Source organism: Sphingomonas sp. P2_B6 (assembly GCF_056404755.1).
In genome coordinates this window covers 87,731-113,476 of sequence record NZ_JBFUDK010000006.1, presented here as the reverse complement: position 1 = coordinate 113,476, position 25,746 = coordinate 87,731, and the positions used below count along the sequence as shown (strand labels likewise).

Genomic DNA, 25,746 nt, shown 5'->3' with positions numbered 1-25,746 from the left:
GGACGAATCGCGAAACCCGCGCGCCCGACATATGGAAAAGGCCGCTTGCGCGGCCAATCCAGGAAATTCGCTGATTCCCATTGGGAAAACTGGAGCGGGCGAAGGGATTCGAACCCTCGACCCCAACCTTGGCAAGGTTGTGCTCTACCCCTGAGCTACRCCCGCTCTGGCGCCTGACCGGTCGGTGGACCGGGCGGGTAAGGGGGCGGCCTCTAGCATCGGCTTTTGGGTCCGGCAACCCCTTGATGCACAACCGACGAAAAGGGTTGGCTTGAGCGCCCGCGCACCCACATAAGGCGCGACATAGAAGCACGGGAGCGACACTTGGCCAGTTTGGGAATGACCGCCGCGGAGCGCGAGGCAGTCGAAGGGTTCCGGCGCGACGTCGTCGAGCCGTCGATGACGAAGCTCGTCATCATCGATTTCTGGGCCGAATGGTGCGGGCCGTGCAAGGCGCTGACCCCGGTGCTGGAAAAGGTCGCAGCCGAGTATGCCGACAAGGGCGTGGTGCTGGCCAAGGTCGATACCGACAAGAACCAGTTCATCTCCACCCAATTCCAGATCAAGTCGATCCCGACCGTCTATGCGATGTTCCAGGGGCAGCTGGTCGCCGACCTGACCAGCGCACGCACCGAATCGCAGCTGAAGACGATGCTCGACCAGATCCTCCGTCAGCTGCCGGTGGAGAGCGAAGTGGCCAGCGCCGAGGCCGAGATCGAGCCGCTGATCGCGATGGGCGAGCAATTGCTGGCTGACGGCGACACAGATCGGGCGCTGTCGGTGTTCGAACAGATCGGCGAGATGGTGCCGGAGCACCCCGCTATATTGTCGGGCCGGGTGCGCGCGCTGGTCGCGGCGAATCGGATCGACGAGGCCGAGGCGGCGATCGCGGCGCTTCCCGAGGAGCTCGCCAAGCTGCCCGAGATCGAGCGCGCGAAATCGGCGCTGGCGCTGGCGAAGGACGTCAAGCCGGTCGACGACCTCGCGGGTCTGGCGGCCGAAGTCGCGGCCAACCCCGATGATTTCGACAAGAGATTCGAGCTGGCCGGCGGCCAGATGGCGGCGGGCGACCGCGATGCCGCGGCCGATTCGCTGCTCGGCATCATCGCCGCGGACAAGGACTGGAACGAGGGCGCTGCGCGCCAGCAACTGCTGAAGCTGTTCGACGTGGTCGGCCTGGAGGATCCCTGGGTTTCGGCGCAGCGGCGACGGCTGTCGGCGATCCTGTTCGGATGACCGACGCGCCGGTCTCGACTCGGCTTTCGATCTTCCCGCTCCCCGGTGCGCTGCTGTTTCCCGGCATGCACCTGCCGCTGCACATCTTCGAGCCGCGATACCGCGCGATGATATCCGATTCGATGGCGCGCGACCGGCGGATCGGCATGATCCAGCCGCGCCCCGGCCCGCTGGCGCCCGGCGAGGCGCCGGCGCTGTTCGAGATCGGCTGTGTCGGGAAGATCGCCGAGTTCGAGGCGAGCGAGGACGGACGCTACAATCTCGTGCTGGAAGGTGTCGCGCTGTTCCGCATCATCCGCGAGCTCGACGTGACGACCGCGTTCCGCCAGGTCGAGGCGCTGTTGCTGCCGGTGCCGAGCGAAGCCGAGATCTTGTCGCTGTCGCGGCGATCCTCGCTCGAGATCGAATCGCGCCGCTTCGCCGATGCGCAGGGCTATGCGGTGGACTGGGAGGCGGTGACCCGGCTCGACGACGAGGCATTGGTCAACGGCATCGCCCAGATCGCGCCGTTCGACGTGGCGGCGAAACAGGCGCTGCTCGAAGCGCCGGGAATCGAGGACCGCGCCGAGCTGATCATCCAGCTGATGCAGTTCTTCGGCCGCCACGACGGCGAGGATTCGGTGACGCTGCAATAGCGCTCTGCGCCTCAGTGTTACATCCCGACCTTGTATCCGTCCGTCGGTGCCACCCAGATCATCTTCTGTTCCAACGGCGGCGTCGTCGCGCCCTCGATGGTGGCCTTCGCCACATAGTCCGAGCCGGCGGGCACATAGGTGGTGCAGATGCGGCGATCGATGATGCTCGCCAGACCACCCGCTATCAGCTGGCGAATCCCCACCGCCTCACTCTCGCTGAGCTTCTGGCCCTCGAGCGAGATGCCGGCCGCGTCGATATCCTGTTTCCGGATCGTCCCGCAGACAGCGCCCGCATCGATCTCCACCGTCGTGACCGTGTCCACGATGACCAGTGGAGCCGGCGAGACCAGGACGGTGGCGCTATTGTCATAGTTGCCGTCGGGCCGCTTGCGGTAACCCGCAAGCGACCGGCAGCTGTGCTTCGTGACGTCCGGCTCATAGCATTGCAGCATGCCGGACGCTGCCGGCGCGAGAGGATCGGCAGCTGTCGGAATTCCTTCCTGTGCGGCCGCCAGAATTGCCAGGGCGACGATGACGCTCATCCGCGACTTCCTTCTTGCGAAAATATCTAAACCGTCAGCCCCTGGAGCAGCTTCGGCACGTCGCCCGATTCGCCCCGCGCCTCGGCCATGAAGCGGTCCTTGAGCGGTGGCAGCTTCTGCACCGCCGACAGACCGAACCGGCGCACGGCGGAGGCCGTGCGGCCGGGGATGCCGAACAGGCGAGTCAGGCCGTCGGTGGCGGCGGCGACCATGAAGGTGTCGAGGCTGCGCCAGCGTTCGTAGCGGCCGAGAAGCTGCGGATCGCCGAGATCGAGGCCGAGGCGTTTGCCGTCGACCAGCACCTCGACCAGCGTCGCCACGTCGCGGAAGCCGACATTGACGCCCTGACCGGCGATCGGGTGGATGCCGTGCGCGGCATCGCCGACCAGAGCGAGCCGGTCGGCGGTGATCGTCGCGGCGTGATGGAAGCCGAGCGGATAGCTCGAGCGCGCGCCGAGCGGGCCGAGCTTGCCGAGGAAGCCGCCCATCCGCTTCTCCGCCTCGGCGAGGAAACCGCGATCGGAGAGTTTGAGCATGCCCGCCGCTTCGTCGCGGCGCACCGACCAGACGATCGCCGAGCGATGGCCCTGGGCGTCGTCGGTCAGCGGCAGGATCGCGAACGGGCCCTTCGGGTAGAAGATTTCATAGGCGATATTGTCGTGGCTATGCTCGTGGTGAAGCGAGGTAACCAGCGCGGCATGATCATAGGTCCAGCGCGCGACCTTCAGCCCGGCCGATTCGCGCGTCGGCGAATTCCGGCCCTCGGCGGCGATCAGCAACGGGGCGGTGACGACCGCTCCCGAATCGAGCGTGACGGTAACGCCGTGCGCGCCGCGATCGACCGCGATGGCGCGCGTCTTCATCCGCACATCGACGCCGGGTGCCGCTTCGGCCGATTCGAGCAATGCGCCGCGCAGCCGCCGGTTCTCGAACATGTGACCGAGCGCACCGCTTTCCGCATCGGGCTCGAAATCGAGCGCGCCGGGTTCGAGCCCGTCGCTGACCCGGATGCCCTGGATCGGGCAGCCATGGCCATCCAGCCGACCCACCACGCCGATCGTCTCCAGCATGCGATAGGGTGCGCTGGCGATCGCCGAGGCGCGGCCGTCGAAGCCGGCGGCGAGGATCACCTGCGGATCGGCAATGTCGATGACGATGGCAGTGAGGCCGTGCGCGTCGAGCGCCACGGCGAGTGCGCTGCCGACCAGGCCACCGCCCAGAATGATGACGTCCGCTCTATCCATGCCCTCGCTCTAGCGTGCGTCGGGCACGGTGCCAATGCGCCCGCCCAATGGCTTAACCTTGACGTCGGACTCGCCAGGAGCGATGATTCCGCGCGTACAGACAGCGAACAATCGAGGACCAGATCATGGCTAGCCGGGCGCAGCCGCCCTTGTGGCGCGAGACGGTGAAGGCAGGTGCCGCGCGAAGCGGCGCGCTGATCGGCGCGATGGCCATCGCCATCGTCGCTTTGCTCCTGTTCGTCGCGCTGATCACCTATCATTCGGGCGATCCGTCGCTGAACACCGCCTCGGGCGGGCCAGCCGAGAACTGGCTGGGCACGCCGGGCGCCTGGACCGCGGATATTCTGTACACTGTGTTCGGCGTGTCGGCGTTTGCGGCGTTGCCGATCATCATGATCCTCGCGATGCGGCTATGGGCCGATGTGCCGGTCGGCCGCTGGAGACTGATGCTGGCGGCGTCGCTGGGCGGCATCCTGTTGGCCGATACCACCATTGCCCTCATTTCCAGCGCCGCGGTGCACGGCTTCCCCGCCGGATATAGCGGCGCGATCGGCCTCGGGATTGCCGATCTGCTGCGCTGGGGCATGGGCTTTATCGGCGACCCGAATGTGATCCTGTGGACGTCGCGTGCCGTGGCGGTGATCTTCGCGCTGGCCGGCGCCGCGGTGTGGGCACTCAGCTTCATCATCGATATCGCCGATCGTCCGCGCCGCATGCCCAGGCCGAAACCGGTCAAGGCGGAGCGCCGCACACCCGAACAGGAAATCCTGGCGCCCGAGCCGGCGCGCAGACCCACGCCGCGGGCCGTCGCAACCCCCGATTCGCGACCCGGGCCCGTCATCGCCGAACGCAATCTCGCGCCGTCCGTGGCAAAGCCCAAGGCCAAGCAGGCGTCGTTCGACCTCGGCGACAACTCCCAGCTTCCCCCGCTCGACCTGCTGAAGCCGGCGCCGCCCGCACCGGGCGGGCCGGTCGACAAGGCCGCGCTGGAACGCAATGCCCGGCTGCTCGAATCGGTGCTCGACGATTTCCACGTCAAGGGATCGATCATCAACATCCGGCCCGGCCCGGTGGTCACGATGTACGAGCTGGAGCCCGCATCGGGCATCAAGGCGAGCCGGGTGATCCAGCTTGCCGACGATATCGCGCGCAACATGTCGGCGATCTCGGCGCGCGTCGCGACCATCCCGGGGCGGACGGTGATCGGCATCGAGCTGCCCAATGTCCGGCGTGAGACGGTCGGGCTGCACGAACTGATCGGGTCGCAGTCGTTCGACGACCAGTCCGCCTCGCTGCCGCTGGTGCTCGGCAAGAACATCGCGGGCGACCCCGTCATCGCCGACCTCGCGCCGATGCCGCATCTGCTCGTCGCCGGCACGACCGGGTCAGGCAAGTCGGTCGGCCTGAACTGCATGATCCTGTCGCTGCTCTACCGGCTGCGCCCGGACCAGTGCCGGATGATCATGATCGATCCCAAGATGCTCGAACTGAGCATGTACGAGGACATTCCGCATCTTCTCTCCCCGGTCGTCACCGATCCCGCCAAGGCGGTCCGTGCCCTGAAATGGGCGGTCGAGCAGATGGAGGAACGTTATCGCATGATGTCCTCGGTCGGGGTGCGCAGCCTCGCCAGCTTCAACGAGAAAGTGCGCGCGGCACGGACCAAGGGCCAGCCGCTCGGGCGGCGTGTTCAGACCGGCTATGACGCGGAGACCGGCCAGCCGATCTATGAGGAAGAAACGCTCGATTTCCAGCCGCTGCCGCAGATCGTGGTGATCGTCGACGAACTCGCCGACCTGATGATGACCGCGGGCAAGGAAGTCGAATTCCTGATCCAGCGGCTCGCGCAAAAGGCGCGCGCGGCGGGCATCCACCTGATCATGGCGACTCAGCGCCCCTCGGTCGACGTCATCACGGGCGTGATCAAGGCGAACCTGCCGACCCGCATCAGCTTCCACGTCACCTCCAAGATCGATTCGCGCACCATCCTGGGCGAACAGGGCGCCGAGCAGCTGCTGGGCAAGGGCGACATGCTCTACATGCCGGGCGGCAAGGGCATCGTGCGCGTGCACGGGCCGTTCGTCAGCGACGACGAAGTGCGCGCGGTGGCGGATCACTGGCGCGCGCAGGGCCGGCCCGACTATATCCAGTCAGTCACCGAGGAGCCCGAGGATGGCTTCGCGCTGGACGGCGCGCCCGATGGCGAGGATTCGGCCGAGGACCAGCAATATCGCGCCGCCATCCAGCTCGTCGTGGAAAGCCAGAAGGCATCGACCTCGTGGCTGCAGCGCCAGCTCCGGATCGGCTATAACAGCGCCGCACGGCTGATCGAGCGGATGGAAAAGGACGGCATCGTCAGCCGCCCCGACCATGTCGGCCGGCGCGACGTGCTGCGCGACCGGGACGGGAACCCGCTGTAGGACTCGTGGTTCAGAAGGGGTTCAACCCGGCGTGCCTAGCGCCGGGACCTGTCTCGGGAGAATATCGTGATCCTTCGCAATCTGTCGGTGCTGGCGGCGCTCGCCGTCCCGGCACTGGTCGCAGCGGCCCCGGCCACCGGCGATCTCGCGCTCGTCCAGAGCCATCTCCAGTCGGTGCAGAGCCTGACCGCCGCGTTCAGCCAGACCGACCGCGCCGGCAAGGTGCTGACCGGCACCCTGACGCTGAAGAAGCCCGGCAAGGTCCGTTTCCAATATGAAAAGGGCGTGCCGATCCTGATCGTCGGCGACGGCCGGGCGCTGACCTTCATCGATTATTCGGTAAAGCAGGTGCAACGCTGGCCGATCGGCAATTCGCCGCTCAGCATCTTGCTGGATCCGAGCAAGGACATGACGCGCTTCGCCAAGGTCGTGCCGGGTTTCGACCCACGCATCATCTCGGTCGAGGCGAACGACCCCAAACATCCCGAATATGGTCGCATCACGCTCGTCTTCATCCGCGACGCGAGCGCGCCGGGCGGGCTGATGCTGCAGGGCTGGGTCGCGCTCGATTCGCAAAACAACCGCACGACGATCCGTCTGTCGAACCAGCATTTCAACGCGCCCGTGAGCGACAGGACGTTCAATTGGAACGACCCGCGGCGAAGTTTGGGCCGAAACTGACCCTTCGTTCATAGTGGCGACAGGTTAGCAGTCCTAAAAAGACATTGCGGATGTGGGGCGGCCCGGGATTTTCCCCCTGTTGCTCGGACGACCTGCTTCCCGCCTGCGTGACGAACGCTAGGTCGGCCCTCGCTCCATGCCCCCGGAGCGAGGGCCTTTCCATTTCCGGTTCTTTCCCCTTCCGTCGCTTTCCTTGTCGGCACCGACTCCCGCCGCTACATCGCCTTGATGGCGCTCAAGATCGTTTCCTGGAACATCAACTCGGTTCGCTTCCGTATCGAGATTGTCGAACGTTTTCTGCGCGAAGTGTCCCCCGACATTTTGTGCCTTCAGGAAACCAAGGTGATCGACGGGGATTTCCCGACCGCGCCGTTCCGAGCGCTGGGCTATAACCACATCATCCTGCACGGGCAGCGCATGCACCACGGCGTGGCGATCATCAGCCGCGTGCCGCTGGTCGAGGACGACCGGTTCGACTGGCAGGCCAATCGCGAGGCGCGGCATGTCGGGGTACGAATGAACAACGGCGTGCGGCTGGAAAATGTCTATGTGCCTGCGGGCGGCGACGTGCCGGACCGCGACGTGAACCCGAAATTCGGCCAGAAGCTCGATTTCGTCGAGCGCATGACGCGCTGGTCGGAAGGCTTGAACGTACCGACGATCCTGGTCGGCGATTTCAACATCGCCCCGCTCGAATCCGACGTGTGGAGCCACAAGCAGCTGCTCGACGTGGTCAGCCACACCCCGATCGAGGTCGCGGCGCTGGACGGGCTGAAGGCATCGAACGACTGGGTCGATCTCGGGCGGCATTTCGTGCCGGCGCCGGACCGACTGTTCACCTGGTGGAGCTACCGCGCGAAGGACTGGCTCGCCTCGGACCGCGGGCGGCGGCTCGACCATATGTGGGCCACTACCGATGTCGCGAAGACGGCGGTGGGCCATACGGTGTTCGAGGATTGCCGAAGCTGGCTGAAACCCTCCGACCATATCCCCATCATGACCGAGTTTGCAGTGTGACCGACGCACGAAGGACGGCAGAAGCAATCGACGCCTTGCGGCGCGGATGGCCGATCGCGATCGCGGGGGTCGACGGGACGCTCGCCTTGCTGCCGATCGAGACGACCGACCCGACGCGGCTGGCCGCGTTCGATCCGGATGGGCGGGCATCGGTGCTGCTCACCTCGGGTCGCGCGGCGACCCTGAAGCTCGCCAACCAGCGCGAGGCGGCGGCGCCCGATTGCCCGGTACTGGTCGAGCGTGCGCCCTGGCTGGACTTCGCCGCGGCAACTGCGCTGGCCGATCCGCAATTCGACCTTCGGACCCCGCTGAAGGGCCCGTTCCGCGCGATTGCGGTCGAAGCGCCCGACGCCGCTGCCGCCGCGCTGCGGCTGGCGCGGATCGGTGGCGTATTGCCGGCCTTTTTCGCCAACCCCAGCGCGACGGCCCAGGTGACGCTGACGCCGGCGGATATCGATGCGCATGAGGATGCGGCGCGGCTGATCATCGCGACGCGCGCGCGTCTGCCGGTGTCGGGGGCCGAGGATACCGAGATCGTCGCCTTCCGCACGCCCGAGATGCCGGGCGAGCATGTCGCGCTGCTGATCGGCGCACCGAACGGACAGCCGCCGCTGGTGCGCCTGCACAGCGAATGCCTGACCGGAGACGTGCTCGGCAGCCTGAAATGCGATTGCGGGCCGCAGCTCGATGCGGCGATCCGCGCGATCTCGGACAGCGGCTGGGGCATCTTGCTCTATCTGCGCCAGGAAGGGCGCGGGATCGGGCTGATCAACAAGCTGCGCGCCTATGCGCTGCAGGATCAGGGGTTCGACACGGTCGATGCGAACACGCGGCTCGGCTTCGCGGTCGATTCGCGCAATTTCGCGGTGGCGGCGCGGATGCTCGAACTGCTCGGCCAGCGATCGGTGCGGTTGCTGACCAACAATCCGGAAAAGGTCGCGCAGCTCGAGGGCGCGGGAATCAAGGTGGTCGAACGCGTGCCGCATATCCTGCCGGCCAACCCCTTCAACGAACGTTATCTGGCGACCAAGCGCGACCGCACCGGGCACCAGTTCTAAGGTGCGCTATTTCCTCGACGTCGAATTCAACGGGTTCGGTGGCGAGCTGATCTCGCTCGCGCTGGTGCCCGAGGTCGACGACGTGCCGCCCTTTTATGAAGCGGTGCGATGCGACCGGCCGACGCCATGGGTCATCGACCACGTCCTGCCGGTGCTGGCTACCGTGCCGGTGGATCGCGCGACGATGGCGCGCCGGTTCGAGACCTATCTGGGTGACGACCCCGATCCCCTGCTGGTCGCCGACTGGCCGGAGGATATCGCCCATGCGGCGATGCTGATGGTCATCGCGCCGGGGCGGCGCATGGCGCTCGACCGGATCAGGTTCGAAATGCTCGATTCGATCGGCTTCGATTCAGCCGCGATGAGCGCCGTACCGCACAATGCCTATCATGATGCGATGGCGCTGCGGACCTACACGCTCGCGCGCGAACGCTAGGCGAGCAACCGGGCGACCTCGTCGAAATCCGTCGCGATGTCGCGAACGCCGAGCGCGCTGAGCCTGGCGGCGTGATCGGGACCGCAATGCGTGCCACCGCAAAAGCCGATGACCCAGGCGCCGGAGGCGACCGCGCCGGTCGCGCCGACCGGCGAATCCTCCAGGATCGCGCACCGCCCGATATCGACGCCCAGCGCCGCCGCGGCATGAAGATAGAGATCGGGCGCGGGCTTGCCGCGATCGACATGCTCGCGCCCCGAGAAGATCCTGTCGCTGAACGCGTCGCGGATGCCGAGATGCTCGAGATGGCGCTCGATCCAGCGCGTCGTGCTCGAAGAGGCGATGGCGCGGGGAAAGTCAGCGGGCAGGCTGCGCACGAAGGCGACCGCGCCCGCGACCGCATCGAGGCCTTCGCGCATTGCCCGGTCGTCCTCGGCCTTGCGTGCCACGTGGAAATCGTCGGGCACGGCCCGGCCGATCCAGCGCTCGATCGCCGCGAGGAAATCGCCGCCGGCCAGTCCCATGAAATTGGCCATGGATTCCTCGGCCGTGGTCGGATGGCCGGCGCCGGTGAGATAGTCGGCGATCTGCTTGTTGCCGGCATATTCGCTTTCGAGCAGCACCCCGTCGAAATCGAAGATCAGTGCGTCAACCTTCATGCGCGCGCGCCGAACAGGGCAGTGCCGATACGGACATGAGTCGCGCCAAGCGTTACCGCCGTCTCGTAATCGCCCGACATGCCCATGCTGAGTTGGTCGAGACCATTGTCTCGCGCCAGCTTGGCGAGCAACGCGAAATAGGGTGCCGGCTCCACGTCGGCCGGGGGCACCGCCATCAGGCCGACGATCGGCAGCCCCGCATCTCGCGCTTCGGCGAGCAGGGCCGGCAGGGCGTCGATCGCGCAGCCGCCCTTCTGCTCCTCATCGCCGATATTGACCTGAAGGAAGCAATCGGGCCGCCGGCCTTGCCGCTCCATCGCGCGGGCGAGCGCGGCGATCAGCGAAGGCCGGTCGACCGAGTGAATCGCATCGAACAGCGCGACCGCTTCCTCGGCCTTGTTCGACTGAAGCTGGCCGACCAGGTGCAGGCGCACATCGGGCCAGGCCTCGCGCAGCATTGGCCATTTCGCCTGAGCCTCCTGAACGCGATTCTCGCCAAACACGCGCTGGCCCGCCGCGAGCAGCGGCTCGATCTCATCGGCGTTCCTGGTCTTCGATATGGCGATAAGGGTCACCGCATCGGCCTTGCGGTCGGCAAGCCGGGCGGCGCGGGCGATCGCCTCGCGCACGATATTGAGGCGGGTCTCGGGGTCGTCGGGCTGCATCGGCAGCGCTATAGGCAGGGGCGTGCCGCACCGCCACCCCAAGCGCCCGCCGATTCCGACGCTCTGGCTGATGACCGACGAGCGGGTGGGCGACGATCTATGGGCGGCGATTCATGCCCTGCCGCGCGGCGCGGGGATCGTGTTTCGCCACCATGCGACAGGCCTGGCGGAACGTCGCGCCCTGTTCGCGCGGGTGGCGCGTCTGGCCCGGCGCAAGCGGCTGACCCTGATCCGGGCGGGATCCACGTCGTTCGCGAACGAGGCCGGCGTCCATGGCCGTGGCAGGCGCCTGCCCGGCGGCGTCCGTAGCTGGGCGGCGCATAACCGGGCCGAGGCGATCGCCGGCAAGCGCGCCGGTGCGGATATGCTGTTCGTGTCGCCGGTCTATCCGACCCGCTCGCATCCCGGTGCAGGCGCGCTGGGCCCGGCACGCGCCGCCGCCATCATGCGCGGACTCGGCATTCCCTCGATCGCGCTGGGCGGCATGGACGCGCGGCGATTCAGGACATTGCGGAGGCTGGGATTTCACGGCTGGGCGGCAATCGACGCCTGGCTACCCGATCAGAAGCGGAACGCCGTCCCGATATAGACTGCCTGGCTGTCGCGGCGATCGTCCGGCGCGGGCTGGAGGCGATAATCGCGCTCCGCCTTGTAGCGCACGCCGGCCGTCACATCGAGGTTGCGGGTCAGGCGATAGGAGCCGCCGACATCGAGCGAATAGGCAGGCGCTTCCTCGACCAGCTTCGGCCCGTTCGGCAGCGGCCGATCGGCCCCCGCCTTCACGCGGCCGGTGAAGCGATTGCCGGAATAGCTGACGCCGACATCGACTGCCTCGCGGCTGCCCGGCATGCCGGCAAGATCGACCTTGGCGACGTCACCCGACAGCGCGAACCGGCGCCAGCCGACGGCGACGCCCAGATTATAGGCGATCGGCGCGATGCTGACCGAGGACGGCGTATCGATGATCGAGCCAGAGCGCTCGGCGGCCATCGCGGTGCGAGTCGACCGCGCACGGACCGCGACCGTGACGGCGCGGTTGCCGTTGCGGCGCGAATCGGTCGGCGTGAAACGGAAACTGCTGGTGTCGAGCCCGCTCCGCGCGAAGACCGCCGCGAGCTTCGGATCGGCCGCGGCCGGCGTGAAGGAATTGATGTCGCCCACGTTCAGCGGCGCGATGCGCTTGAGCGGCAGGCGGGAATCGCCCGGAGCGCCGATCGCCGGTGCCATGGCGAAGCCGGCGGCGACGAGCGCCCCCACCCCGATTCCGGACATCCAACGCCTTGAAAACACGTGCGACCCCTTCAGTGCCCGGATTCGGCACCTCACTCTAAATGGCGCCTATCACGATTCGATCCAGCCCTGCCACTGTCTTGACGCATTTTCCCCCGAAGTGTTGCTCGCGGCACACAGGCCGCCCGCGCGCGCCATGCTTGCGGCAGGCGCGAGACCATCTATAGATGCCCGAGATTCTCATGAAACCGTCCAGGAAACCGCCGATGAACCGCCTTTTGCGTACCGCGATTGTGGTTTCGCTTGCCCTTCCGCTCATGGCCTGTGGCCATCGCGGCAAGGATCGCGCCGCCCCCGATCTGGCCGCCGCCAAGGTGACCACGATCGGCGTGAACTCCTATCTCTGGCGCGCGAGCCTCGACACGCTGAGCTTCATGCCGCTGCTGCAGACCGATTCGAACGGCGGCGTGATCGTGACCGACTGGTATGTGAACCCGGCCGCCCCGACCGAGCGCATGAAGGTGACCGTGACGATCCTCGACCAGGATCTGCGCGCCGACGGCCTGCGCGTGGCAGCGCTGCGTGAAGTCAACCAGGGCGGGCAATGGGTCGCATCGCCCGTCGCGGCCGCGACCGTGCAGAAGCTCGAGGATATCATCCTGACGCGGGCGCGCGATCTGCGCCGTGCCGCCATCGCCAACTAAAAGGCGTTCTCCTCATGGCGTCACGCTTCAACGCGCTGAAGGCGGACGCGGCTTGGCAGAAGGTGTGGGACGACCGCAACACCTTCGCCGCGCGCGACGATTCGGCCAAGCCGCGTACCTATGTGCTCGAGATGTTTCCGTATCCTTCGGGGCGGATCCATATCGGCCATGTCCGCAATTACACGATGGGCGACGTGCTTGCCCGGTACCGCCGGATGACCGGGCACGAAGTGCTCCATCCGATGGGCTGGGACGCGTTCGGCATGCCGGCCGAGAATGCGGCCATGGAAAAGGGCGTGCACCCCGGCGGCTGGACCCGCGCCAATATCGCGACGATGAAGGCGCAGCTGAAACGCCTGGGCTTCGCGCTCGACTGGACGCGCGAGCTGGCGACCTGCGAGCCGGACTATTACGGCCACGAACAGGCGCTGTTCCTCGACCTGTTCGCGTCTGGCCTGGTCTATCGCAAGGAATCCTCGGTCAACTGGGATCCGGTCGACATGACCGTGCTCGCCAACGAGCAGGTGATCGACGGCCGTGGCTGGCGATCGGGCGCGCTGGTCGAGCGGCGCAAGCTGAGCCAGTGGTTCCTGAAGATCACCGATTTCGCCGACGAGCTGCTGGAAGGCCTGGAGGGGCTGGAGCATTGGCCCGACAAGGTGAAGCTGATGCAGGAGAACTGGATCGGCAAGAGCCAGGGCCTGACCTTCCGCTTCGCGCTTTCCGACGGCGAGCAGGTCGAGGTGTTCACCACCCGGCCCGACACGATCTTCGGATCGAGCTTCGTCGCGGTTGCGGCGGACCATCCGATCGCGCGGGCACTGGCCGAGCGCGATCCGGCGGCGGCGGCGTTCATCGAGCTGTGCAAGCGCGGCGGCACGACCGCGGCCGAGATCGAGACTCAGGAGAAACTGGGGTTCGACACCGGGCTGCGCGCGACGCATCCGTTTGATTCGGAATGGAAACTTCCGGTCTACATCGCCAATTTCGTGCTAATGGAATATGGCACTGGCGCCGTATTCGGCGTGCCAGCGCATGATCAACGCGATCTCGATTTCGCGCGGAAATACGATCTGCCGGTGCGCCGCGTCGTCTCCGAGGGCGAGGTCACCGACCCCGAGTTCAAGGGTGACGAGGCCTATACCGGGCCCGGCACGCTGGTGAACTCGCATTTCCTCGACGGCATGGATGTCGAGGACGCCAAGCGCACCGTGATCCGCCGCGCAGAGGAAGATGGCTGGGGCACCGGCTCCACCGTGTTCCGCCTGCGCGACTGGGGCGTCTCTCGCCAGCGTTACTGGGGCACGCCGATCCCGATCATCCATTGCGACGCCTGTGGCGCCGTGCCGGTGCCGCGCGAGCAATTGCCGGTCGTGCTGCCCGAGGATGTCAGCTTCGACATTCCCGGCAATCCGCTCGATCGCCATCCGACCTGGAAAAATGTCGATTGCCCGAGCTGCGGCGGTAGCGCGCGGCGCGAAACCGACACGCTCGACACGTTCGTCGATTCCTCCTGGTATTTCATTCGTTTCGCTAGCCAGCCGGGTAACGCGCCATTCGACCGCGCGGTGGCGGAGAAATGGCTGCCGGTCGCGCAATATATCGGCGGGGTGGAGCATGCGATCCTCCACCTGCTCTATGCGCGTTTCTGGACTCGGGCGCTGCGCCATATCGGCATGCTCGACGTGGCCGAGCCCTTTGCCGGGCTGTTCACGCAGGGCATGGTCACGCACGAGACCTATTCGCGCGGCGAAGGCGGCGAGCGTGTCTGGTACGGGCCCGACGACGTCTCGCTCGGCGGCGGCAAGGCCATACTGAAGGCGGACGGCGAACCGGTGGCGATCGGCCGCGTCGAGAAGATGTCGAAGTCGAAGAAGAACACCGTCGATCCGACCGGCATCGTCGACCAGTACGGCGCCGATGCGGTGCGCTGGTTCATGCTTTCCGACAGCCCGCCCGAGCGCGACCTGCCGTGGAGCGAGGCCGGCATCGAAGGCTGCTGGCGCTTCATCCAGCGCCTGTGGCGGCTGTTCGACGGACTGGCCGAGGCCGAAGCGAGCGATGCCCGCGATACCGCGCTCGACCGCAAGACGCATCAGACCATTGCCGGCGTCGCCGCCGATATCGAGGCTTTGTCGTTCAACAAGGCCGTTGCCAAGCTGTACGAGCTGGTCAACGCGATCGAGCGCGCCGGCGCTTCCGCCTCGCGCGTCGAGGCCATCCGCATCTTGATGCGGCTGGTGTCGCCAATGGCACCGCATCTCGCCGAGGAAGCCTGGGCGGCCAATGGGGGCGAAGGTTTGATCGCCGATGCGCCCTGGCCCGAGGTCGACCCTGCCCTGCTGGTCGAGGACGAAGCGACCATCGCGATCCAGGTCAACGGCAAGCTGCGCGATACCGTGAAGGTCGCCAAGGGCACCCCGCGCGAGGCGATGGAGACGATCGCCTTGGCCAATGCCAATGTGCAGCGTATCCTGGACGGCGCTTCCCCCAAAAAGGTGATCGTCGTGCCCGACCGTCTCGTGAACATCGTCGCATGAAGCGTTTCGCGCTTCTCGCCGCCCTGGCGTTGGCGTCGTTGGGCACGCTGTCGGGCTGCGGGCTGCACCCGCTCTATGCGGGCGGCGGATCGGGCGCGGTGGCAACGACCCTGACCAGGGTCGAGGTCGGCCCGATCGAGGGCAAGGCGGGCTGGCTGATGACCAATGCGCTGAAAGACCGGCTCCAGGCCAGCGGCTCGCCGCTGTACCGGCTCGAGATCAAGCTGGACGACCAGATCATCGGGCTCGGCGTGCGGCGTGACGACAGCGTTTCGCGCGAGCGGCGGACCCTGCGCGCCCGCTATCAGCTGGTCGACCTGTCCAAGGGTACGGTATTGCTGGATGCGACCGCCGGATCGGATGCCGGCATCGACGTGGTCAATTCCGAATATGCGACGATCGCGGCGGAGAATACCGCGCTCGAGCGGCTGTCCGACATCGTTGCCGACCAGATCGTCGCGCGTGTCGCGCTTTACGCGCAGCGGACCGCAGCGCCGGCGCAATGAGCTCCTCGGCGTGAAAGCCAACGCCAACCAGATTCGCGCCGCGATCGATGCGGCGAGCCCCGATATCCGCCTCTATCTGCTCCACGGCCCCGATGAATCGGGCGCGCAGGAGATCGCGGCGCGGCTGGCGCGGACGATGGGCCCCGATGCCGAACGCGTGGACCTCGAGCCGTCGGCCTTGAAGTCGAATCCCGGCCGCCTGGCCGATGAGGCGGCGTCCATGTCGTTGTTCGGCAGCGCGCGCCACATCAGGATCAGCGGCGCCGGTGACGATTGTTTCGAGGCCTTCACCCTGCTGCTCGATGCGGAACGGGCGGGCAACCCCGTCGTCGCCATCGCCCCCTCGCTCAAGGCGACGTCAAAGGCAGTGAAGCTGGCGCTGGGCGCGGCGCGCGCGATGAGTTTCGCCTGCTACCTGCCCGAAGGCGGCGACGCAGAGAAGCTCGCCACTGCGATCGCGCGCGAACAGGGCCTGCGCACGACCGGCGACACCGCGGCGCGGCTGGCCAATGCCACCGGCGGGGACCGGGCAGTGATGACGCGCGAACTGGAAAAGCTGGCGCTCTATCTCGACGCCTCGCCGGAACGTCCGCGCGAACTGGACGACGCAGCGCTGGACGATGTCGGCGCCGACCTAGGCGATTCGGAAATGAGCCGCGCCATCGACGCGGCGATCGACGGCCGCCCGGATGCTTTGGGCAGCGAACTCGCCAGGCTGGAGGAAGCGGGCGTGTCGCCGATCCCGGTGCTGCGCCAGCTCGTCCGCCGCCTGATGACCCTCGCCGAACTGCAGGCCGAGATCGACGCCGGGGCAAGTCCCGGCACGGTGATCGAGCGCGTCTTCTTCCGCGAACGTGCCTCGACCGGGCGCGCGCTGCGCACCTGGTCCGCGCCGAAGATCAGCGAAGCAATTCAGCGCGCCCGGCTGGCGGAGCGGGCCATCATGAGCTCGGCAAATGCCGGGACGGTGCTGGCCCAGTCGGCGATCGTGGCGGTAGCCCGGATGGCGGCGCGACAGCGCTGACCAAAATACTATATTATCAACTAGTTACGATTTAAATTCGTTCGCCGGTGAGGCGCTGGCAAACCATGTCGAGCTGATCCAGCGTCGAATAGGACAGAGTCAGCGCGCCGCCCTTCGGGCCATGGGCAATACGCACCGCGAGGCCCAGCAGGTCGGCGAGATGATGCTCCAGCGCCGCCAGATCGGCGTCGCGCGCCTGATCGCCGCTGCGAATCCGCGCCTCTGCCGGCTTCGCCGCGCGCGCCAGACGCTCGGTGTCGCGCACCGACAATCCCTTGGCGATGACCTGATAGGCAAGCTGCTCGATATCCGGCGCGCCGATCAGCGCGCGGGCATGGCCCATGCTGAGGCTGCCATCGATCACCTTGTCCTGCACGGGTTTGGGCAGATCGAGCAGACGCAGCAGATTGGCGATATGGCTGCGTGACTTGTGGACCAGCTTGCCCAGCGCATCCTGGGTGTGACCATAATCATCGATCAGGCGATGATAGGCCTCGGCTTCCTCGATCGCGTTGAGATCCTGGCGCTGGATATTCTCGACCAGCGCGATCTCGAGCGTCTCGGCGTCGTCGAATTCGCGGACGATGACGGGCACTTCATGAAGCCGCGCGCGCTGCGCCGCACGCCAGCGGCGCTCGCCGGCGACGATCTGATAACCCTTGCCATGCGGCCGCACGACGATCGGCTGGATCATCCCGCGCGCGGCGATCGATTCCGCCAGCTCCTCCAGCGCCGCTTCAGCGAAATGGCGGCGGGGCTGGCCGGGATGAGGCGTCAGCGACCCGACCGGCAAAGTGCGTACGCCGCTCGACAGGGACTCGCCGCCGCGAACCGGTTCCTCGCGTGCGATGTCCCCCATCAGGGCATTGAGGCCGCGGCCTAGGCCGGCCCGGGGCTTGGGCCGCGCAGGCGGCGGCGTCTGATCAGCGGCTTGGTCGGTCATGCGGCTCTGGCTGGTTCCTGTGGTCGGTCGGGCAGACGGGCGATCAACTCGCGGGCGAGCGCGATATAGGCTTCCGACCCGGCGCAACGATAATCGTAGATCAGGGCGGGCAACCCGTGACTCGGTGCCTCGGAAAGCCGTACGTTGCGCGGGATTACGGTGTCGAACACGACTCGGCCAAGCACCGCGCGCACATCGGCCGAGACCTGGTCCGTCAGGCGATTGCGGCGATCATACATGGTCAGCGCCACGCCGAGGATGGACAAGCCCGGATTGAAGCGCTCGCGGACGCGCTCGACCGTACTAAGCAATTGGCTCAAACCTTCGAGCGCGAAAAATTCGCACTGCAACGGCACCAGCAGCGAATTGGCGGCGACCATCGCGTTCAGCGTCAACAGACCCAGCGACGGCGGGCAATCGATCAGCACCACGTCCCAACGCTGGTCCGAGCGGGCCAGCGCCCGGTTGAGGCGGTGGGTGCGCTCCTCATAATCGATCAACTCAATCTCGGCGCCGGAAAGATCCACCGTCGCCGGAACGATCTCGAGATTGGGCACGCAGGTCGGTACCGCGGCCTCGGCGACCGGCATCTCGCCGAGCAGGATATCGTAGCTGGATTTGTCACGCTCGGCGCGGTTGATGCCGAGGCCGGTCGAGGCATTTCCCTGCGGGTCGAGATCAATGATCAACACGCGGGAACCGGTCGCGGCGAGCGCCGTTCCGAGGTTGATCGCGGTGGTGGTTTTTCCCACCCCGCCCTTTTGATTCGCGAGGGCAATGACGTTCATCGGCGTGACACCCCTTTGGCGAGGACGATGAGAGATTCGGGATCGGTGATGCTATGTTCCACGTGAAACACACCATGCCATGTCTGCTGGGCCACCGCCACCTCTTCGCGCGCGGTTCGTCCCTTTGGGAGAATCCATAGCGTCTTTCGACGGCTGCATTGAAGCGCTGATGCGAACAGGCCGCTGAGTTGTGCGACGGCACGCGCGGAGATCACGGCGACCGGTTCGCTGACCGTCTCGACCTTGCCGGCGATGACTGACACGCGATCCGCGATACCCAGCGACCGGGCCGCCGCCTCGAGAAATTCGACCCTGCGCTTGCGCGGTTCGACCAGCAAGACGCGGCGCTCGGTCAACGCAGCCACGACCAGCCCGGGAAAGCCCGCGCCGGTACCGATGTCGAGCCAGTCCCCCTCCTGCGGCGCGGCGAAGCCGATCAACTGCGCCGAATCGACGATGTGGCGCGACCAGATCGAATCAAGCGTGGACGGCGCGATCAAATTCTGCCGCGTGGATTCCCCGACGACCAGCTCCGCGAAGTCCGCCATCCGCCGCTCGCCCGCCACGCCGAAACGATCACGAATCCATTCCCTCGCCTCGTCCTCCGTCATGCCGCGCGGCGCCGGGCGTGGAGGAGAATGGCGGTCAGCGCCGCTGGCGTGATGCCGCGAATACGGCTCGCCGCGCCGAGAGTGGCGGGGCGCACCCGCGTGAGTTTCTCGACCATCTCGGTCGAAAGGCCGGGGATGCCGGCATAGTGCAGATCGTCCTGGAGCGGGATCGAGTCATTGGCGCGGAGCTGCGCTACTTCCTCGTCCTGGCGCCGCAGATAGGGCGCGTAACGCGCATCCTCGGCGATCTCGGCGACCAGCGCGGGATCAAACGCCCCGCACAGGCCCGGCGCGACATGATCGATCGTCACGCCGGCAAAGCGCAGCCAATCAGCGCCCGAGCGCTTCTGCGTGTCGAGCGGGCCGACAGCGCCATTGGCCAGCACCGTCGCGGCGGAGAGCGGCGTTTCAAGCACCGCCTCGATCTCGCGACGCTGGGCCGAACGCCCGGCCAGCCGCGCGGACCGGGCCGGACCAAGGCATCCGACCGCATCGGCAAGCGGGCCGAGCCGGGTTTCGGCATTGTCGGCGCGCAGTCTCAGCCGATATTCGGCGCGCGCCGTCAGCATGCGATAGGGCTCGGTAATGCCCTGCAGCACCAGGTCGTCGATCATCACGCCGAGATAGCTGGACGCGCGGTCGAGCACGACGGGGTCGGCGCCGAGCACCGCAGCGGCAGCATTGAGGCCCGCGATCAGGCCCTGCCCCGCTGCTTCCTCATAACCGGTGGTGCCGTTGATCTGCCCGCAGCAGAACAGACCTCGCATGGCGCGCACTTCCAGGGTCGGATCGAGCGCGCGCGGATCGATATGATCATATTCGACCGCGTAGCCGGGCGTGATGATTCTTGTGGCCTCAAGCCCTGGGATCGAGGCGATCATCGCGGCCTGCACATCCGCCGGCAACGAGGTGGAGATGCCGTTGGGATAGATGGTGGCGTCGTCCAGTCCTTCGGGCTCCAGAAAGATCTGGTGTCCATCGCGATCGCCGAAGCGGTGGATCTTGTCCTCGATCGACGGGCAATAGCGCGGACCCGGACCCGCAATCGCCCCGCCGAACAGCGGCGAACGATCGAGCGAGGCGCGGATGATCGCATGCGTCTCCTCGGTGGTGCGGGTGATCGCGCAGAACAGTTGCGGCAAGGTGCGGCCGGACGAGAGCGGCGACATGGTCCAGGGGTCGTCATCGCTGCGTTGCTCGGCAAGCCGGCTCCAGTCGATCGTGCGACCATCGAGCCGGGGCGGCGTGCCGGTCTTCAACCGCGCCATGGGGAGACGCGCCGCACGAAGCTGCGTCGCCAGCAGCGACGCCGCCGCTTCGCCGACCCGCCCGCCGGTCAGCCGTTCCTCGCCGCAAAAGATGCGACCGCCCAGAAACGTTCCGGTGGCGAGTACCACCGCCCGCGCTGCGAGAAGGGTGCCATCGGCCAGGCTGATCCCCGCCACCGCGCCGGAGGAATCGAGCGATAGCGCCGCCACTTCGCCGCCAAGGATCGTGAGGCCCTGCTGCGCGCCGAGCATGCGCTGGATGGCGGCCGCGTACAGGCGCCGGTCGGCCTGAACACGCGGGCCCTGCACCGCGGCGCCCTTGCTGCGATTGAGCATGCGATAATGGATGCCGGCGGCGTCGGCCGCACGAGCGATCAGGCCGTCAAAGGCGTCGACCTCGCGGACCAGATGTCCCTTGCCCAGCCCACCGATCGCCGGATTGCATGACATCGCACCGATCTTCGTCGGATCGAAACTGATCAACGCCGTACGCGCGCCACGGCGTGCGGCCGCGGCTGCGGCCTCGGTACCGGCATGGCCGCCGCCCACCACGATCACATCGAATTCCATGAGCGTTCCGCTAGGTCCGGCCGGGGCGCCTGTCAAAGCCTGTCGGCGATTCAGCGGGTTTGCCTCGACCAGCACGCCAGGCGTTGTTTCACGTGGAACATCGGTCATGTTCCACGTGAAACATTATTTGCCGAGGCAGAAGCGCGAGAAGAGCGCATCGAGCATGGCTTCCGTGTCGCTGCGGCCGACGAGCTGGTCCAGCGCCTTCATGGCCAGCCGCACCTCTTCCGCAAAGACGATCAGGTCGCCCTGCCCGCTCGCCGCGTCCAGGCTGGCCGCGCATTGGGCAAGCAGGCCACGCTGGCGGCGATTGACCGCCAGCGCGTCCTCGCGCGGCAACAACGCCGCTGCGCGATCGCCGAGCACTTGCCAGAGATCGCTGATGCCCTCCCCCGTCGCAGCCGACAAAGCGAGGTCAGATCCCCCCGGCGCCATGGCGCGCCCGGGGATATCGATACGCGCGTGGATCCGGATGGCTTCTCGTACCGGCGCCGGGCCGTCTCCGAGCCACAGGACCAGGTCGGCCGTTTGCATTGCCTCTTCCGCGCGGGCAATGCCAATCCGCTCGATGGGATCAGCCGTCTCGTCCAGCAGGCCCGCCGTATCGGTGAGGACATAAGCGATTCCGTCACGGATGACGGGCGCCTCGATCCGGTCGCGCGTCGTGCCCGAGATCGGTGAGACGATCGCCGCGTCGCGTTCGGCCAGAATATTGAGCAGAGTCGACTTGCCACTGTTCGGCGGGCCGGCGATCACCACGCGTACCCCGTCTCTGAGCCGCTCGACCGGCGGCGTTGCCAGCAGCATCCGGATCTCGTCGGCGAGTGCCTGTGCCTCATCCGCGAAACTCGCCGGTGGCGCCTGATCGACCTCGTCCTCTTCGGCAAAATCGAGCTGCGCTTCGACCTGGGCGGCCAGCGCCACCAGCCGGTCGGCCCAGCCCTCCGCCCTCCGCCGCAACCCGCCTTCGGCCATCGTCAGCGCCGCCCGGCGTTGTCCCTCTGTCTCCGCGGCGAGCAGATCGCCCAGGCCCTCAGCCTCGGTCAGGTCGATCCGGCCATTGGCGAGCGCGCGCCGAGTGAATTCGCCGGGCTCAGCTTGGCGCAGCCCCGGCTGCACCGCCAGCGCCGCCTCCACCGCGCGCACAACTGCCCGGCCGCCATGAAGATGCAATTCGACCAGGTCCTCGCCCGTCGCGCTGTCGGGGCCGGGAAAGACCAGGACCAGCGCCCGGTCGAGCGCCTGCCCGGCACCACCGCGCAACGCGCGCAGCCCTGCCCTGCGCGGCGGCGGGAGCGCGCCCGCAAGCGTCGATGCCGCCACAAGGGCATGGTCGCCGCTCACCCGGACGATCGCGATCGCCGCGGGCGGCGCGCCGCTCGAGACGGCAAAGATGGTGTCCATGGTTATTTCGACGAGGTCTCGAACATCTTGCGCCAGAAACTCATTCCGGCCTCGCCCATCGGCGACCAACTCTTCATCATATTCTCGATCATCTCGGGCGGAACGGCACCATCCATCGCGCCCATCACACCCTGGATATATTTTTCGTGGACCGGTGTGAAATCGGGCAACCCCATGACGCGGCGTGCTTCTTCCGGGGTGCAATCGACTTCGACATTGATCTTCATTGGTCATCTCCGCTTGAGCGGGCGACGGCCGCGCTGCATAAGCTTGAGCCCTGTATGCGCGCGACTTGGGCCGGACCGCAACGCCCATCGCCGCCTGCGGATTTCGGGCGCTCCGCCCCTTCAGCCGAGGACAGTCATGACCGCAACGATCACGATCGACACGCTCGACGGCACGGGTGATTTCACCGCCTATTGCGCAGAACCCGCCGGCCCGCCGCGCGCGGCGATCATCGTGATCCAAGAAATCTTCGGGGTGAACGCGGGCATCCGCCGCAAATGCGACCGGCTGGCCGAGGACGGCTATCTCGCCATCGCGCCAGACCTGTTCTGGCGGCTCGAACCGGACACGCAGCTCGATCCCGATATCCCCGAGGAATTCCAGCAGGCCCTGGCGATGATGGGGCAGTTCGACCAGAATGTCGGCATCCAGGATATCGAAGCGACGATCCGCACCGCGCGCAAGATGCTCGGTGCCGAGGGCAAGGTCGGCGCGGTGGGCTATTGCCTCGGCGGGCGCCTCGCCTTCATGACGGCCGCGCGCACCGATGTGAACGCCAGCGTCTGCTATTACGGCGTCGGCATCGATGGCCTGCTCGGCGAGAAGCACGCGATTGCGCATCCGGTGCTGCTGCACGTGCCGGAGGAGGATCATTTCGTCGACAAGGCGGCGCAGCAGCGCATGCATGACGGCCTCGACGATCATCCCAAGGTGACGATCTTCGATTATCCCGGCGAGGACCATGGCTTCGCGACTGAATTCGGGCTGCGGCGGTCGGACGCGTCGGCGACGCTCGCGGATGAGCGGACGGCGGCGTTTTTCGCGGAGAATCTTGGCTGATTTCAGCCCTTTATCTGCGTCTAAAACTTTGTTGCCGCATCCATCCGCCCAAGGAGAAGCCACGCACGATGGATGCGGAACAATTCCCGGTGGTGGCCTCAGACCAGCAAGTGCAGAATACCCACGTCGTTATCCACGATTCCGTGGTAAATCATTGATCCGGATACATAAAGTATCACGGCCAGGCCGATATAGGCGATCCAGTGATAGCGTTCGATCAGCCGCGCGATATAATTCGCGGCGACCGCCATCAGCGTCACCGACAGGATCAGGCCGAACAGCAGCACGGTGGGGTGCTCGCGCGCGGCCCCGGCGACGGCAAGGACATTGTCGAGGCTCATCGACAGATCGGCGATGGCGACCTGGATCGCCGCACGCAGGAAGGTCTTGGTCGGCTTGACGCCTTCGACCGCGGTGGTCGCAGGATCATCGACCGGCACCGCGGCCGGCGCCGGGTGGAGCTCGCGGAACAATTTCCAGGCGACCCAGAGCAGCAATATGCCGCCGCCGAGCAGCAGGCCCACGACATGGAGCAGCTTGGTCGCGATCAGCGCGAAGCCGATCAGGCAGACCATCGCGATGACCACGCCGAAGCCGAGCACCTGCTTGCGCTGCCTCGCCGGCAAGCCGGCCGCGAGCGCGCCCAGCACCATGACGTTGTCGCCCGCCAGCATCAGGTCGATCATGATCACCTGGCCGAGCGTCGCGAGGCCGGCGGCGGTGAACACATCGGCGAAATTGATCACAGACTCTCTCCGAAATAGGTCACGGCCGGCATCGGCTCATAAAAGACATGGAGCAGCGCGCGCCACTGCGCATAACGCGCCGACGCGCGAAATCCCTCACGGTGGCTGGCGATGTCGTCCCACTCCACGAGCAACAGATAGCGATCGGGGCTTTCACAGGCCCTTCGCACCGCGATCGAGCGGAAGCCGGGAGACGCCGCGATGAGCGGGCGAGCCTGGGCCATGGCGGCTTCGAACGCCGCGGACTGGCCGGGTTTGATGGCGAGGAGGGCGTGTTCGAGGATCAAGGACGCGCTCCCGACACACAAGCGGCGCGGGCAAAGCCCGCGCCGTCGACCGGGGCTTTGCCCCGTCGGCCGTGCTTGTGCGAGTCTTGCGGCAGCATGCCGCAAGCCGCACTGCTCACTGATTCATCGAGTCGAAGAAGTCCTCGTTGGTCTTCGAATCCTTCATCTTGTCGAGCAGGAACTCCATCGCGTCGATGGTACCCATCTGCATGAGGATGCGGCGCAGCACCCACATCTTGGAGAGCTTGCTCTTGTCGACCAGCAGTTCCTCCTTGCGGGTGCCGGACTTGCCGACGTCGAGTGCCGGGAAGATACGCTTGTCGGCGACCTTGCGATCGAGCACGATTTCCGAGTTGCCGGTGCCCTTGAACTCTTCGAAGATGACTTCGTCCATGCGGCTGCCGGTGTCGATCAGCGCGGTGGCGATGATCGAGAGCGAGCCGCCCTCCTCGATGTTGCGCGCGGCGCCGAAGAAGCGCTTCGGGCGCTGCAGGGCGTTCGCGTCGACACCGCCGGTCAGCACCTTGCCCGAGCTGGGCACGACCGTGTTGTACGCGCGGCCGAGGCGCGTGATCGAATCGAGCAGGATCACGACGTCCTTCTTGTGCTCGACCAGGCGCTTGGCCTTTTCGATGACCATTTCGGCGACCTGGACGTGGCGCGTCGCGGGCTCGTCGAAGGTGGAGGACACGACCTCGCCCTTCACCGAGCGCTGCATGTCGGTCACTTCCTCGGGCCGCTCGTCGATCAGCAGCACGATCAGGAACACTTCGGGGTGATTGTCGGTGATGGCCCGCGCGATGTTCTGCAGCAGCACCGTCTTGCCGACGCGCGGCGGGGCGACGATCAGGGCGCGCTGGCCCTTGCCCTGCGGGCTGATGATGTCGATCACCCGCGCCGACTTGTCCTTGATCGTCGGATCCTGCGGATCGAGCGTCAGCTTCTCTTCGGGATAGAGCGGGGTGAGGTTATCGAAATTGACGCGGTGGCGAACCGCATCGGGATCGTCGAAATTGACCGAGGTCAGGCGGGTCAGCGCAAAATAACGCTCGCCGTCCTTCGGCCCGCGAATCTCGCCCTCGACGGTGTCGCCGGTGCGCAGGCCGAATTTGCGGACCTGGTTGGGCGACATGTAGATATCGTCCGGGCCGGCGAGATAATTCGCCTCCGGGCTGCGCAGGAAGCCGAAGCCGTCGGGCAGCACCTCGATCGTGCCCAGACCCATGATCTGTTCGCCATTTTCCGCCTGGACCTTGAGGATCGCGAACAGCAGATCCTGCTTGCGCAAGGTCGACGCGCTTTCGACGCCGAGCTCCTCGGCCATCGCGACCAGCTCGGCCGGGCTTTTCTTCTTGAGGTCTTTGAGATGCATGGGGGGCGTCCGGACGTGAGATGGTGCTGGGGTTAGCGTCTGTCGGCGAAAGGGAAAACGCGACGATGCTGGAGGAGGGTGCCGCGGCCCGGAAC

At 66.6% G+C, this 25,746-nt stretch carries 27 protein-coding genes and 1 tRNA gene; 13 read left to right on the top strand and 15 right to left on the bottom strand.

Annotated elements, in window-relative coordinates; genetic code table 11:
- Window positions 1–90 precede the first annotated feature (90 nt).
- A tRNA-Gly gene (locus tag AC1DX5_RS10730) sits at window positions 91–165 on the bottom strand.
- Between the two features lie 174 nt (window positions 166–339).
- On the opposite strand from AC1DX5_RS10730, the gene AC1DX5_RS10725 reads away from it, so the two are divergent.
- A complete protein-coding gene (locus AC1DX5_RS10725) occupies window positions 340–1,236 on the top strand; it encodes a tetratricopeptide repeat protein (protein ID WP_478015514.1) in 897 nt (298 codons plus the stop codon).
- Window positions 1,233–1,871: an LON peptidase substrate-binding domain-containing protein gene (locus AC1DX5_RS10720; protein ID WP_465175269.1), complete on the top strand. Its 639-nt coding sequence runs from the start codon at window positions 1,233–1,235 to the stop codon at window positions 1,869–1,871. The genes AC1DX5_RS10725 and AC1DX5_RS10720 overlap by 4 nt, the downstream gene beginning before the upstream one ends.
- A gap of 17 nt (window positions 1,872–1,888) precedes the next feature.
- On the opposite strand, the gene AC1DX5_RS10715 is transcribed toward AC1DX5_RS10720, so the two are convergent.
- Together AC1DX5_RS10715 and AC1DX5_RS10710 are read right to left on the bottom strand one after the other, a co-directional pair.
- Entirely contained in the window at window positions 1,889–2,413 is a 525-nt protein-coding gene (locus tag AC1DX5_RS10715) for a hypothetical protein (RefSeq protein WP_478015339.1), read from the bottom strand.
- A gap of 26 nt (window positions 2,414–2,439) precedes the next feature.
- Window positions 2,440–3,657: a UbiH/UbiF/VisC/COQ6 family ubiquinone biosynthesis hydroxylase gene (locus AC1DX5_RS10710; RefSeq protein WP_478015338.1), complete on the bottom strand. Its 1,218-nt coding sequence runs from the start codon at window positions 3,655–3,657 to the stop codon at window positions 2,440–2,442.
- A 125-nt stretch (window positions 3,658–3,782) separates the two neighbouring features.
- On the opposite strand from AC1DX5_RS10710, the gene AC1DX5_RS10705 reads away from it, so the two are divergent.
- The 5 genes from AC1DX5_RS10705 to AC1DX5_RS10685 all read left to right on the top strand — a co-directional run bounded on the left by AC1DX5_RS10705 (window position 3,783) and on the right by AC1DX5_RS10685 (window position 9,269).
- Window positions 3,783–6,077 (top strand): DNA translocase FtsK, encoded by a 2,295-nt coding sequence (locus tag AC1DX5_RS10705; protein ID WP_478015336.1) that lies wholly within the window; start codon window positions 3,783–3,785, stop codon window positions 6,075–6,077.
- Window positions 6,078–6,143: 66 nt separating this feature from the next.
- Window positions 6,144–6,758 (top strand): LolA family protein, encoded by a 615-nt coding sequence (locus AC1DX5_RS10700; protein ID WP_465175266.1) that lies wholly within the window; start codon window positions 6,144–6,146, stop codon window positions 6,756–6,758.
- Between the two features lie 228 nt (window positions 6,759–6,986).
- Window positions 6,987–7,775, top strand: a complete 789-nt coding sequence (locus AC1DX5_RS10695) for an exodeoxyribonuclease III (protein ID WP_478015334.1) — start codon at window positions 6,987–6,989, stop codon at window positions 7,773–7,775.
- Entirely contained in the window at window positions 7,772–8,833 is a 1,062-nt protein-coding gene (ribA, locus tag AC1DX5_RS10690) for a GTP cyclohydrolase II (RefSeq protein ID WP_478015333.1), read from the top strand. The genes AC1DX5_RS10695 and ribA overlap by 4 nt, the downstream gene beginning before the upstream one ends.
- Before the next feature lies 1 nt (window position 8,834).
- Complete coding sequence (locus AC1DX5_RS10685) at window positions 8,835–9,269, top strand: hypothetical protein (RefSeq protein ID WP_478015331.1); 435 nt, start codon at window positions 8,835–8,837, stop codon at window positions 9,267–9,269.
- Here the strand turns inward: AC1DX5_RS10685 and AC1DX5_RS10680 are convergent.
- Complete coding sequence (locus AC1DX5_RS10680) at window positions 9,266–9,928, bottom strand: HAD family hydrolase (RefSeq protein WP_478015329.1); 663 nt, start codon at window positions 9,926–9,928, stop codon at window positions 9,266–9,268. The two genes, AC1DX5_RS10685 and AC1DX5_RS10680, sit on opposite strands and share 4 nt — an antisense overlap.
- Complete coding sequence (locus tag AC1DX5_RS10675) at window positions 9,925–10,593, bottom strand: YggS family pyridoxal phosphate-dependent enzyme (RefSeq protein WP_465175262.1); 669 nt, start codon at window positions 10,591–10,593, stop codon at window positions 9,925–9,927. The genes AC1DX5_RS10680 and AC1DX5_RS10675 overlap by 4 nt, the downstream gene beginning before the upstream one ends.
- A 22-nt stretch (window positions 10,594–10,615) precedes the next feature.
- Between AC1DX5_RS10675 and AC1DX5_RS10670 the strand changes: the two genes are divergently transcribed.
- Window positions 10,616–11,182, top strand: coding sequence for a thiamine phosphate synthase (locus tag AC1DX5_RS10670; RefSeq protein ID WP_478015327.1), 567 nt, complete (start codon window positions 10,616–10,618; stop codon window positions 11,180–11,182).
- Here AC1DX5_RS10670 and AC1DX5_RS10665 read toward each other — a convergent pair.
- Window positions 11,155–11,865 carry a porin gene (locus AC1DX5_RS10665; protein ID WP_465171212.1) on the bottom strand — a complete coding sequence of 237 codons (711 nt, stop codon included), beginning with the start codon at window positions 11,863–11,865 and terminating at the stop codon, window positions 11,155–11,157. The two genes, AC1DX5_RS10670 and AC1DX5_RS10665, sit on opposite strands and share 28 nt — an antisense overlap.
- Before the next feature lie 224 nt (window positions 11,866–12,089).
- On the opposite strand from AC1DX5_RS10665, the gene AC1DX5_RS10660 reads away from it, so the two are divergent.
- From AC1DX5_RS10660 to holA, 4 genes are read left to right on the top strand one after another with little or no spacing between them, the layout of a single operon-like run.
- Complete coding sequence (locus AC1DX5_RS10660) at window positions 12,090–12,527, top strand: DUF3576 domain-containing protein (RefSeq protein ID WP_372856407.1); 438 nt, start codon at window positions 12,090–12,092, stop codon at window positions 12,525–12,527.
- A gap of 14 nt (window positions 12,528–12,541) precedes the next feature.
- Window positions 12,542–15,067, top strand: coding sequence for a leucine--tRNA ligase (leuS, locus tag AC1DX5_RS10655; RefSeq protein WP_478015325.1), 2,526 nt, complete (start codon window positions 12,542–12,544; stop codon window positions 15,065–15,067).
- The gene (gene lptE, locus AC1DX5_RS10650; RefSeq protein WP_465171210.1) at window positions 15,064–15,573 is read left to right on the top strand and encodes an LPS assembly lipoprotein LptE; all 510 of its coding nucleotides are present in this window, start codon (window positions 15,064–15,066) and stop codon (window positions 15,571–15,573) included. The genes leuS and lptE overlap by 4 nt, the downstream gene beginning before the upstream one ends.
- A 10-nt stretch (window positions 15,574–15,583) precedes the next feature.
- On the top strand, window positions 15,584–16,597 hold the full coding sequence (gene holA / locus AC1DX5_RS10645) for a DNA polymerase III subunit delta (protein WP_478015324.1): 1,014 nt from the start codon (window positions 15,584–15,586) through the stop codon (window positions 16,595–16,597).
- Between the two features lie 31 nt (window positions 16,598–16,628).
- Here the strand turns inward: holA and AC1DX5_RS10640 are convergent, their stop codons facing one another.
- The 6 genes from AC1DX5_RS10640 to AC1DX5_RS10615 form a co-directional block, all read right to left on the bottom strand.
- A complete protein-coding gene (locus tag AC1DX5_RS10640) occupies window positions 16,629–17,540 on the bottom strand; it encodes a ParB/RepB/Spo0J family partition protein (protein ID WP_465171208.1) in 912 nt (303 codons plus the stop codon).
- On the bottom strand, window positions 17,537–18,328 hold the full coding sequence (locus tag AC1DX5_RS10635; RefSeq protein WP_465171207.1) for a ParA family protein: 792 nt from the start codon (window positions 18,326–18,328) through the stop codon (window positions 17,537–17,539). The genes AC1DX5_RS10640 and AC1DX5_RS10635 overlap by 4 nt, the downstream gene beginning before the upstream one ends.
- Window positions 18,325–18,939 carry a 16S rRNA (guanine(527)-N(7))-methyltransferase RsmG gene (gene rsmG / locus AC1DX5_RS10630; RefSeq protein WP_478015322.1) on the bottom strand — a complete coding sequence of 205 codons (615 nt, stop codon included), beginning with the start codon at window positions 18,937–18,939 and terminating at the stop codon, window positions 18,325–18,327. The genes AC1DX5_RS10635 and rsmG overlap by 4 nt, the downstream gene beginning before the upstream one ends.
- Window positions 18,936–20,777 (bottom strand): tRNA uridine-5-carboxymethylaminomethyl(34) synthesis enzyme MnmG, encoded by a 1,842-nt coding sequence (gene mnmG / locus AC1DX5_RS10625; protein ID WP_478015321.1) that lies wholly within the window; start codon window positions 20,775–20,777, stop codon window positions 18,936–18,938. Before mnmG ends, rsmG begins: the two co-directional genes overlap by 4 nt.
- Window positions 20,778–20,900: 123 nt before the next feature.
- Window positions 20,901–22,181: a tRNA uridine-5-carboxymethylaminomethyl(34) synthesis GTPase MnmE gene (gene mnmE, locus AC1DX5_RS10620; protein ID WP_478015319.1), complete on the bottom strand. Its 1,281-nt coding sequence runs from the start codon at window positions 22,179–22,181 to the stop codon at window positions 20,901–20,903.
- A 2-nt stretch (window positions 22,182–22,183) separates the two neighbouring features.
- Entirely contained in the window at window positions 22,184–22,408 is a 225-nt protein-coding gene (locus tag AC1DX5_RS10615) for a DUF6489 family protein (RefSeq protein WP_465171203.1), read from the bottom strand.
- A 136-nt stretch (window positions 22,409–22,544) separates the two neighbouring features.
- Between AC1DX5_RS10615 and AC1DX5_RS10610 the strand changes: the two genes are divergently transcribed.
- Window positions 22,545–23,246: a dienelactone hydrolase family protein gene (locus AC1DX5_RS10610; protein WP_478015318.1), complete on the top strand. Its 702-nt coding sequence runs from the start codon at window positions 22,545–22,547 to the stop codon at window positions 23,244–23,246.
- Window positions 23,247–23,344: 98 nt separating this feature from the next.
- Here the strand turns inward: AC1DX5_RS10610 and AC1DX5_RS10605 are convergent, their stop codons facing one another.
- The 3 genes from AC1DX5_RS10605 to rho all read right to left on the bottom strand — a co-directional run bounded on the left by AC1DX5_RS10605 (window position 23,345) and on the right by rho (window position 25,651).
- Window positions 23,345–23,992: a YjbE family putative metal transport protein gene (locus tag AC1DX5_RS10605; RefSeq protein WP_465171201.1), complete on the bottom strand. Its 648-nt coding sequence runs from the start codon at window positions 23,990–23,992 to the stop codon at window positions 23,345–23,347.
- A complete protein-coding gene (locus AC1DX5_RS10600; protein ID WP_465171200.1) occupies window positions 23,989–24,279 on the bottom strand; it encodes an antibiotic biosynthesis monooxygenase family protein in 291 nt (96 codons plus the stop codon). The genes AC1DX5_RS10605 and AC1DX5_RS10600 overlap by 4 nt, the downstream gene beginning before the upstream one ends.
- 115 nt (window positions 24,280–24,394) lie before the next feature.
- Window positions 24,395–25,651: a transcription termination factor Rho gene (rho, locus tag AC1DX5_RS10595; RefSeq protein WP_372856418.1), complete on the bottom strand. Its 1,257-nt coding sequence runs from the start codon at window positions 25,649–25,651 to the stop codon at window positions 24,395–24,397.
- Window positions 25,652–25,746 lie beyond the last annotated feature (95 nt).

What these genes read in the sequence shown, in the direction of transcription:
- leuS (WP_478015325.1), top strand. Translation starts at nt 12,542, where the DNA reads ATGGCGTCACGCTTCAACGCGCTGAAGGCGGACGCGGCTTGGCAGAAG.
- AC1DX5_RS10725 (WP_478015514.1), top strand. Translation starts at nt 340, where the DNA reads ATGACCGCCGCGGAGCGCGAGGCAGTCGAAGGGTTCCGGCGCGACGTC.
- mnmG (WP_478015321.1), bottom strand. Translation starts at nt 20,777, where the DNA reads ATGGAATTCGATGTGATCGTGGTGGGCGGCGGCCATGCCGGTACCGAG.
- AC1DX5_RS10710 (WP_478015338.1), bottom strand. Translation starts at nt 3,657, where the DNA reads ATGGATAGAGCGGACGTCATCATTCTGGGCGGTGGCCTGGTCGGCAGC.
- AC1DX5_RS10695 (WP_478015334.1), top strand. Translation starts at nt 6,987, where the DNA reads ATGGCGCTCAAGATCGTTTCCTGGAACATCAACTCGGTTCGCTTCCGT.
- mnmE (WP_478015319.1), bottom strand. Translation starts at nt 22,181, where the DNA reads ATGGACACCATCTTTGCCGTCTCGAGCGGCGCGCCGCCCGCGGCGATC.
- AC1DX5_RS10705 (WP_478015336.1), top strand. Translation starts at nt 3,783, where the DNA reads ATGGCTAGCCGGGCGCAGCCGCCCTTGTGGCGCGAGACGGTGAAGGCA.
- AC1DX5_RS10635 (WP_465171207.1), bottom strand. Translation starts at nt 18,328, where the DNA reads ATGAACGTCATTGCCCTCGCGAATCAAAAGGGCGGGGTGGGAAAAACC.
- AC1DX5_RS10720 (WP_465175269.1), top strand. Translation starts at nt 1,233, where the DNA reads ATGACCGACGCGCCGGTCTCGACTCGGCTTTCGATCTTCCCGCTCCCC.
- AC1DX5_RS10665 (WP_465171212.1), bottom strand. Translation starts at nt 11,865, where the DNA reads ATGTCCGGAATCGGGGTGGGGGCGCTCGTCGCCGCCGGCTTCGCCATG.
- AC1DX5_RS10715 (WP_478015339.1), bottom strand. Translation starts at nt 2,413, where the DNA reads ATGAGCGTCATCGTCGCCCTGGCAATTCTGGCGGCCGCACAGGAAGGA.
- AC1DX5_RS10610 (WP_478015318.1), top strand. Translation starts at nt 22,545, where the DNA reads ATGACCGCAACGATCACGATCGACACGCTCGACGGCACGGGTGATTTC.
- AC1DX5_RS10680 (WP_478015329.1), bottom strand. Translation starts at nt 9,928, where the DNA reads ATGAAGGTTGACGCACTGATCTTCGATTTCGACGGGGTGCTGCTCGAA.
- AC1DX5_RS10615 (WP_465171203.1), bottom strand. Translation starts at nt 22,408, where the DNA reads ATGAAGATCAATGTCGAAGTCGATTGCACCCCGGAAGAAGCACGCCGC.
- lptE (WP_465171210.1), top strand. Translation starts at nt 15,064, where the DNA reads ATGAAGCGTTTCGCGCTTCTCGCCGCCCTGGCGTTGGCGTCGTTGGGC.
- rho (WP_372856418.1), bottom strand. Translation starts at nt 25,651, where the DNA reads ATGCATCTCAAAGACCTCAAGAAGAAAAGCCCGGCCGAGCTGGTCGCG.
- rsmG (WP_478015322.1), bottom strand. Translation starts at nt 18,939, where the DNA reads ATGACGGAGGACGAGGCGAGGGAATGGATTCGTGATCGTTTCGGCGTG.
- AC1DX5_RS10640 (WP_465171208.1), bottom strand. Translation starts at nt 17,540, where the DNA reads ATGACCGACCAAGCCGCTGATCAGACGCCGCCGCCTGCGCGGCCCAAG.
- AC1DX5_RS10660 (WP_372856407.1), top strand. Translation starts at nt 12,090, where the DNA reads ATGAACCGCCTTTTGCGTACCGCGATTGTGGTTTCGCTTGCCCTTCCG.
- AC1DX5_RS10675 (WP_465175262.1), bottom strand. Translation starts at nt 10,593, where the DNA reads ATGCAGCCCGACGACCCCGAGACCCGCCTCAATATCGTGCGCGAGGCG.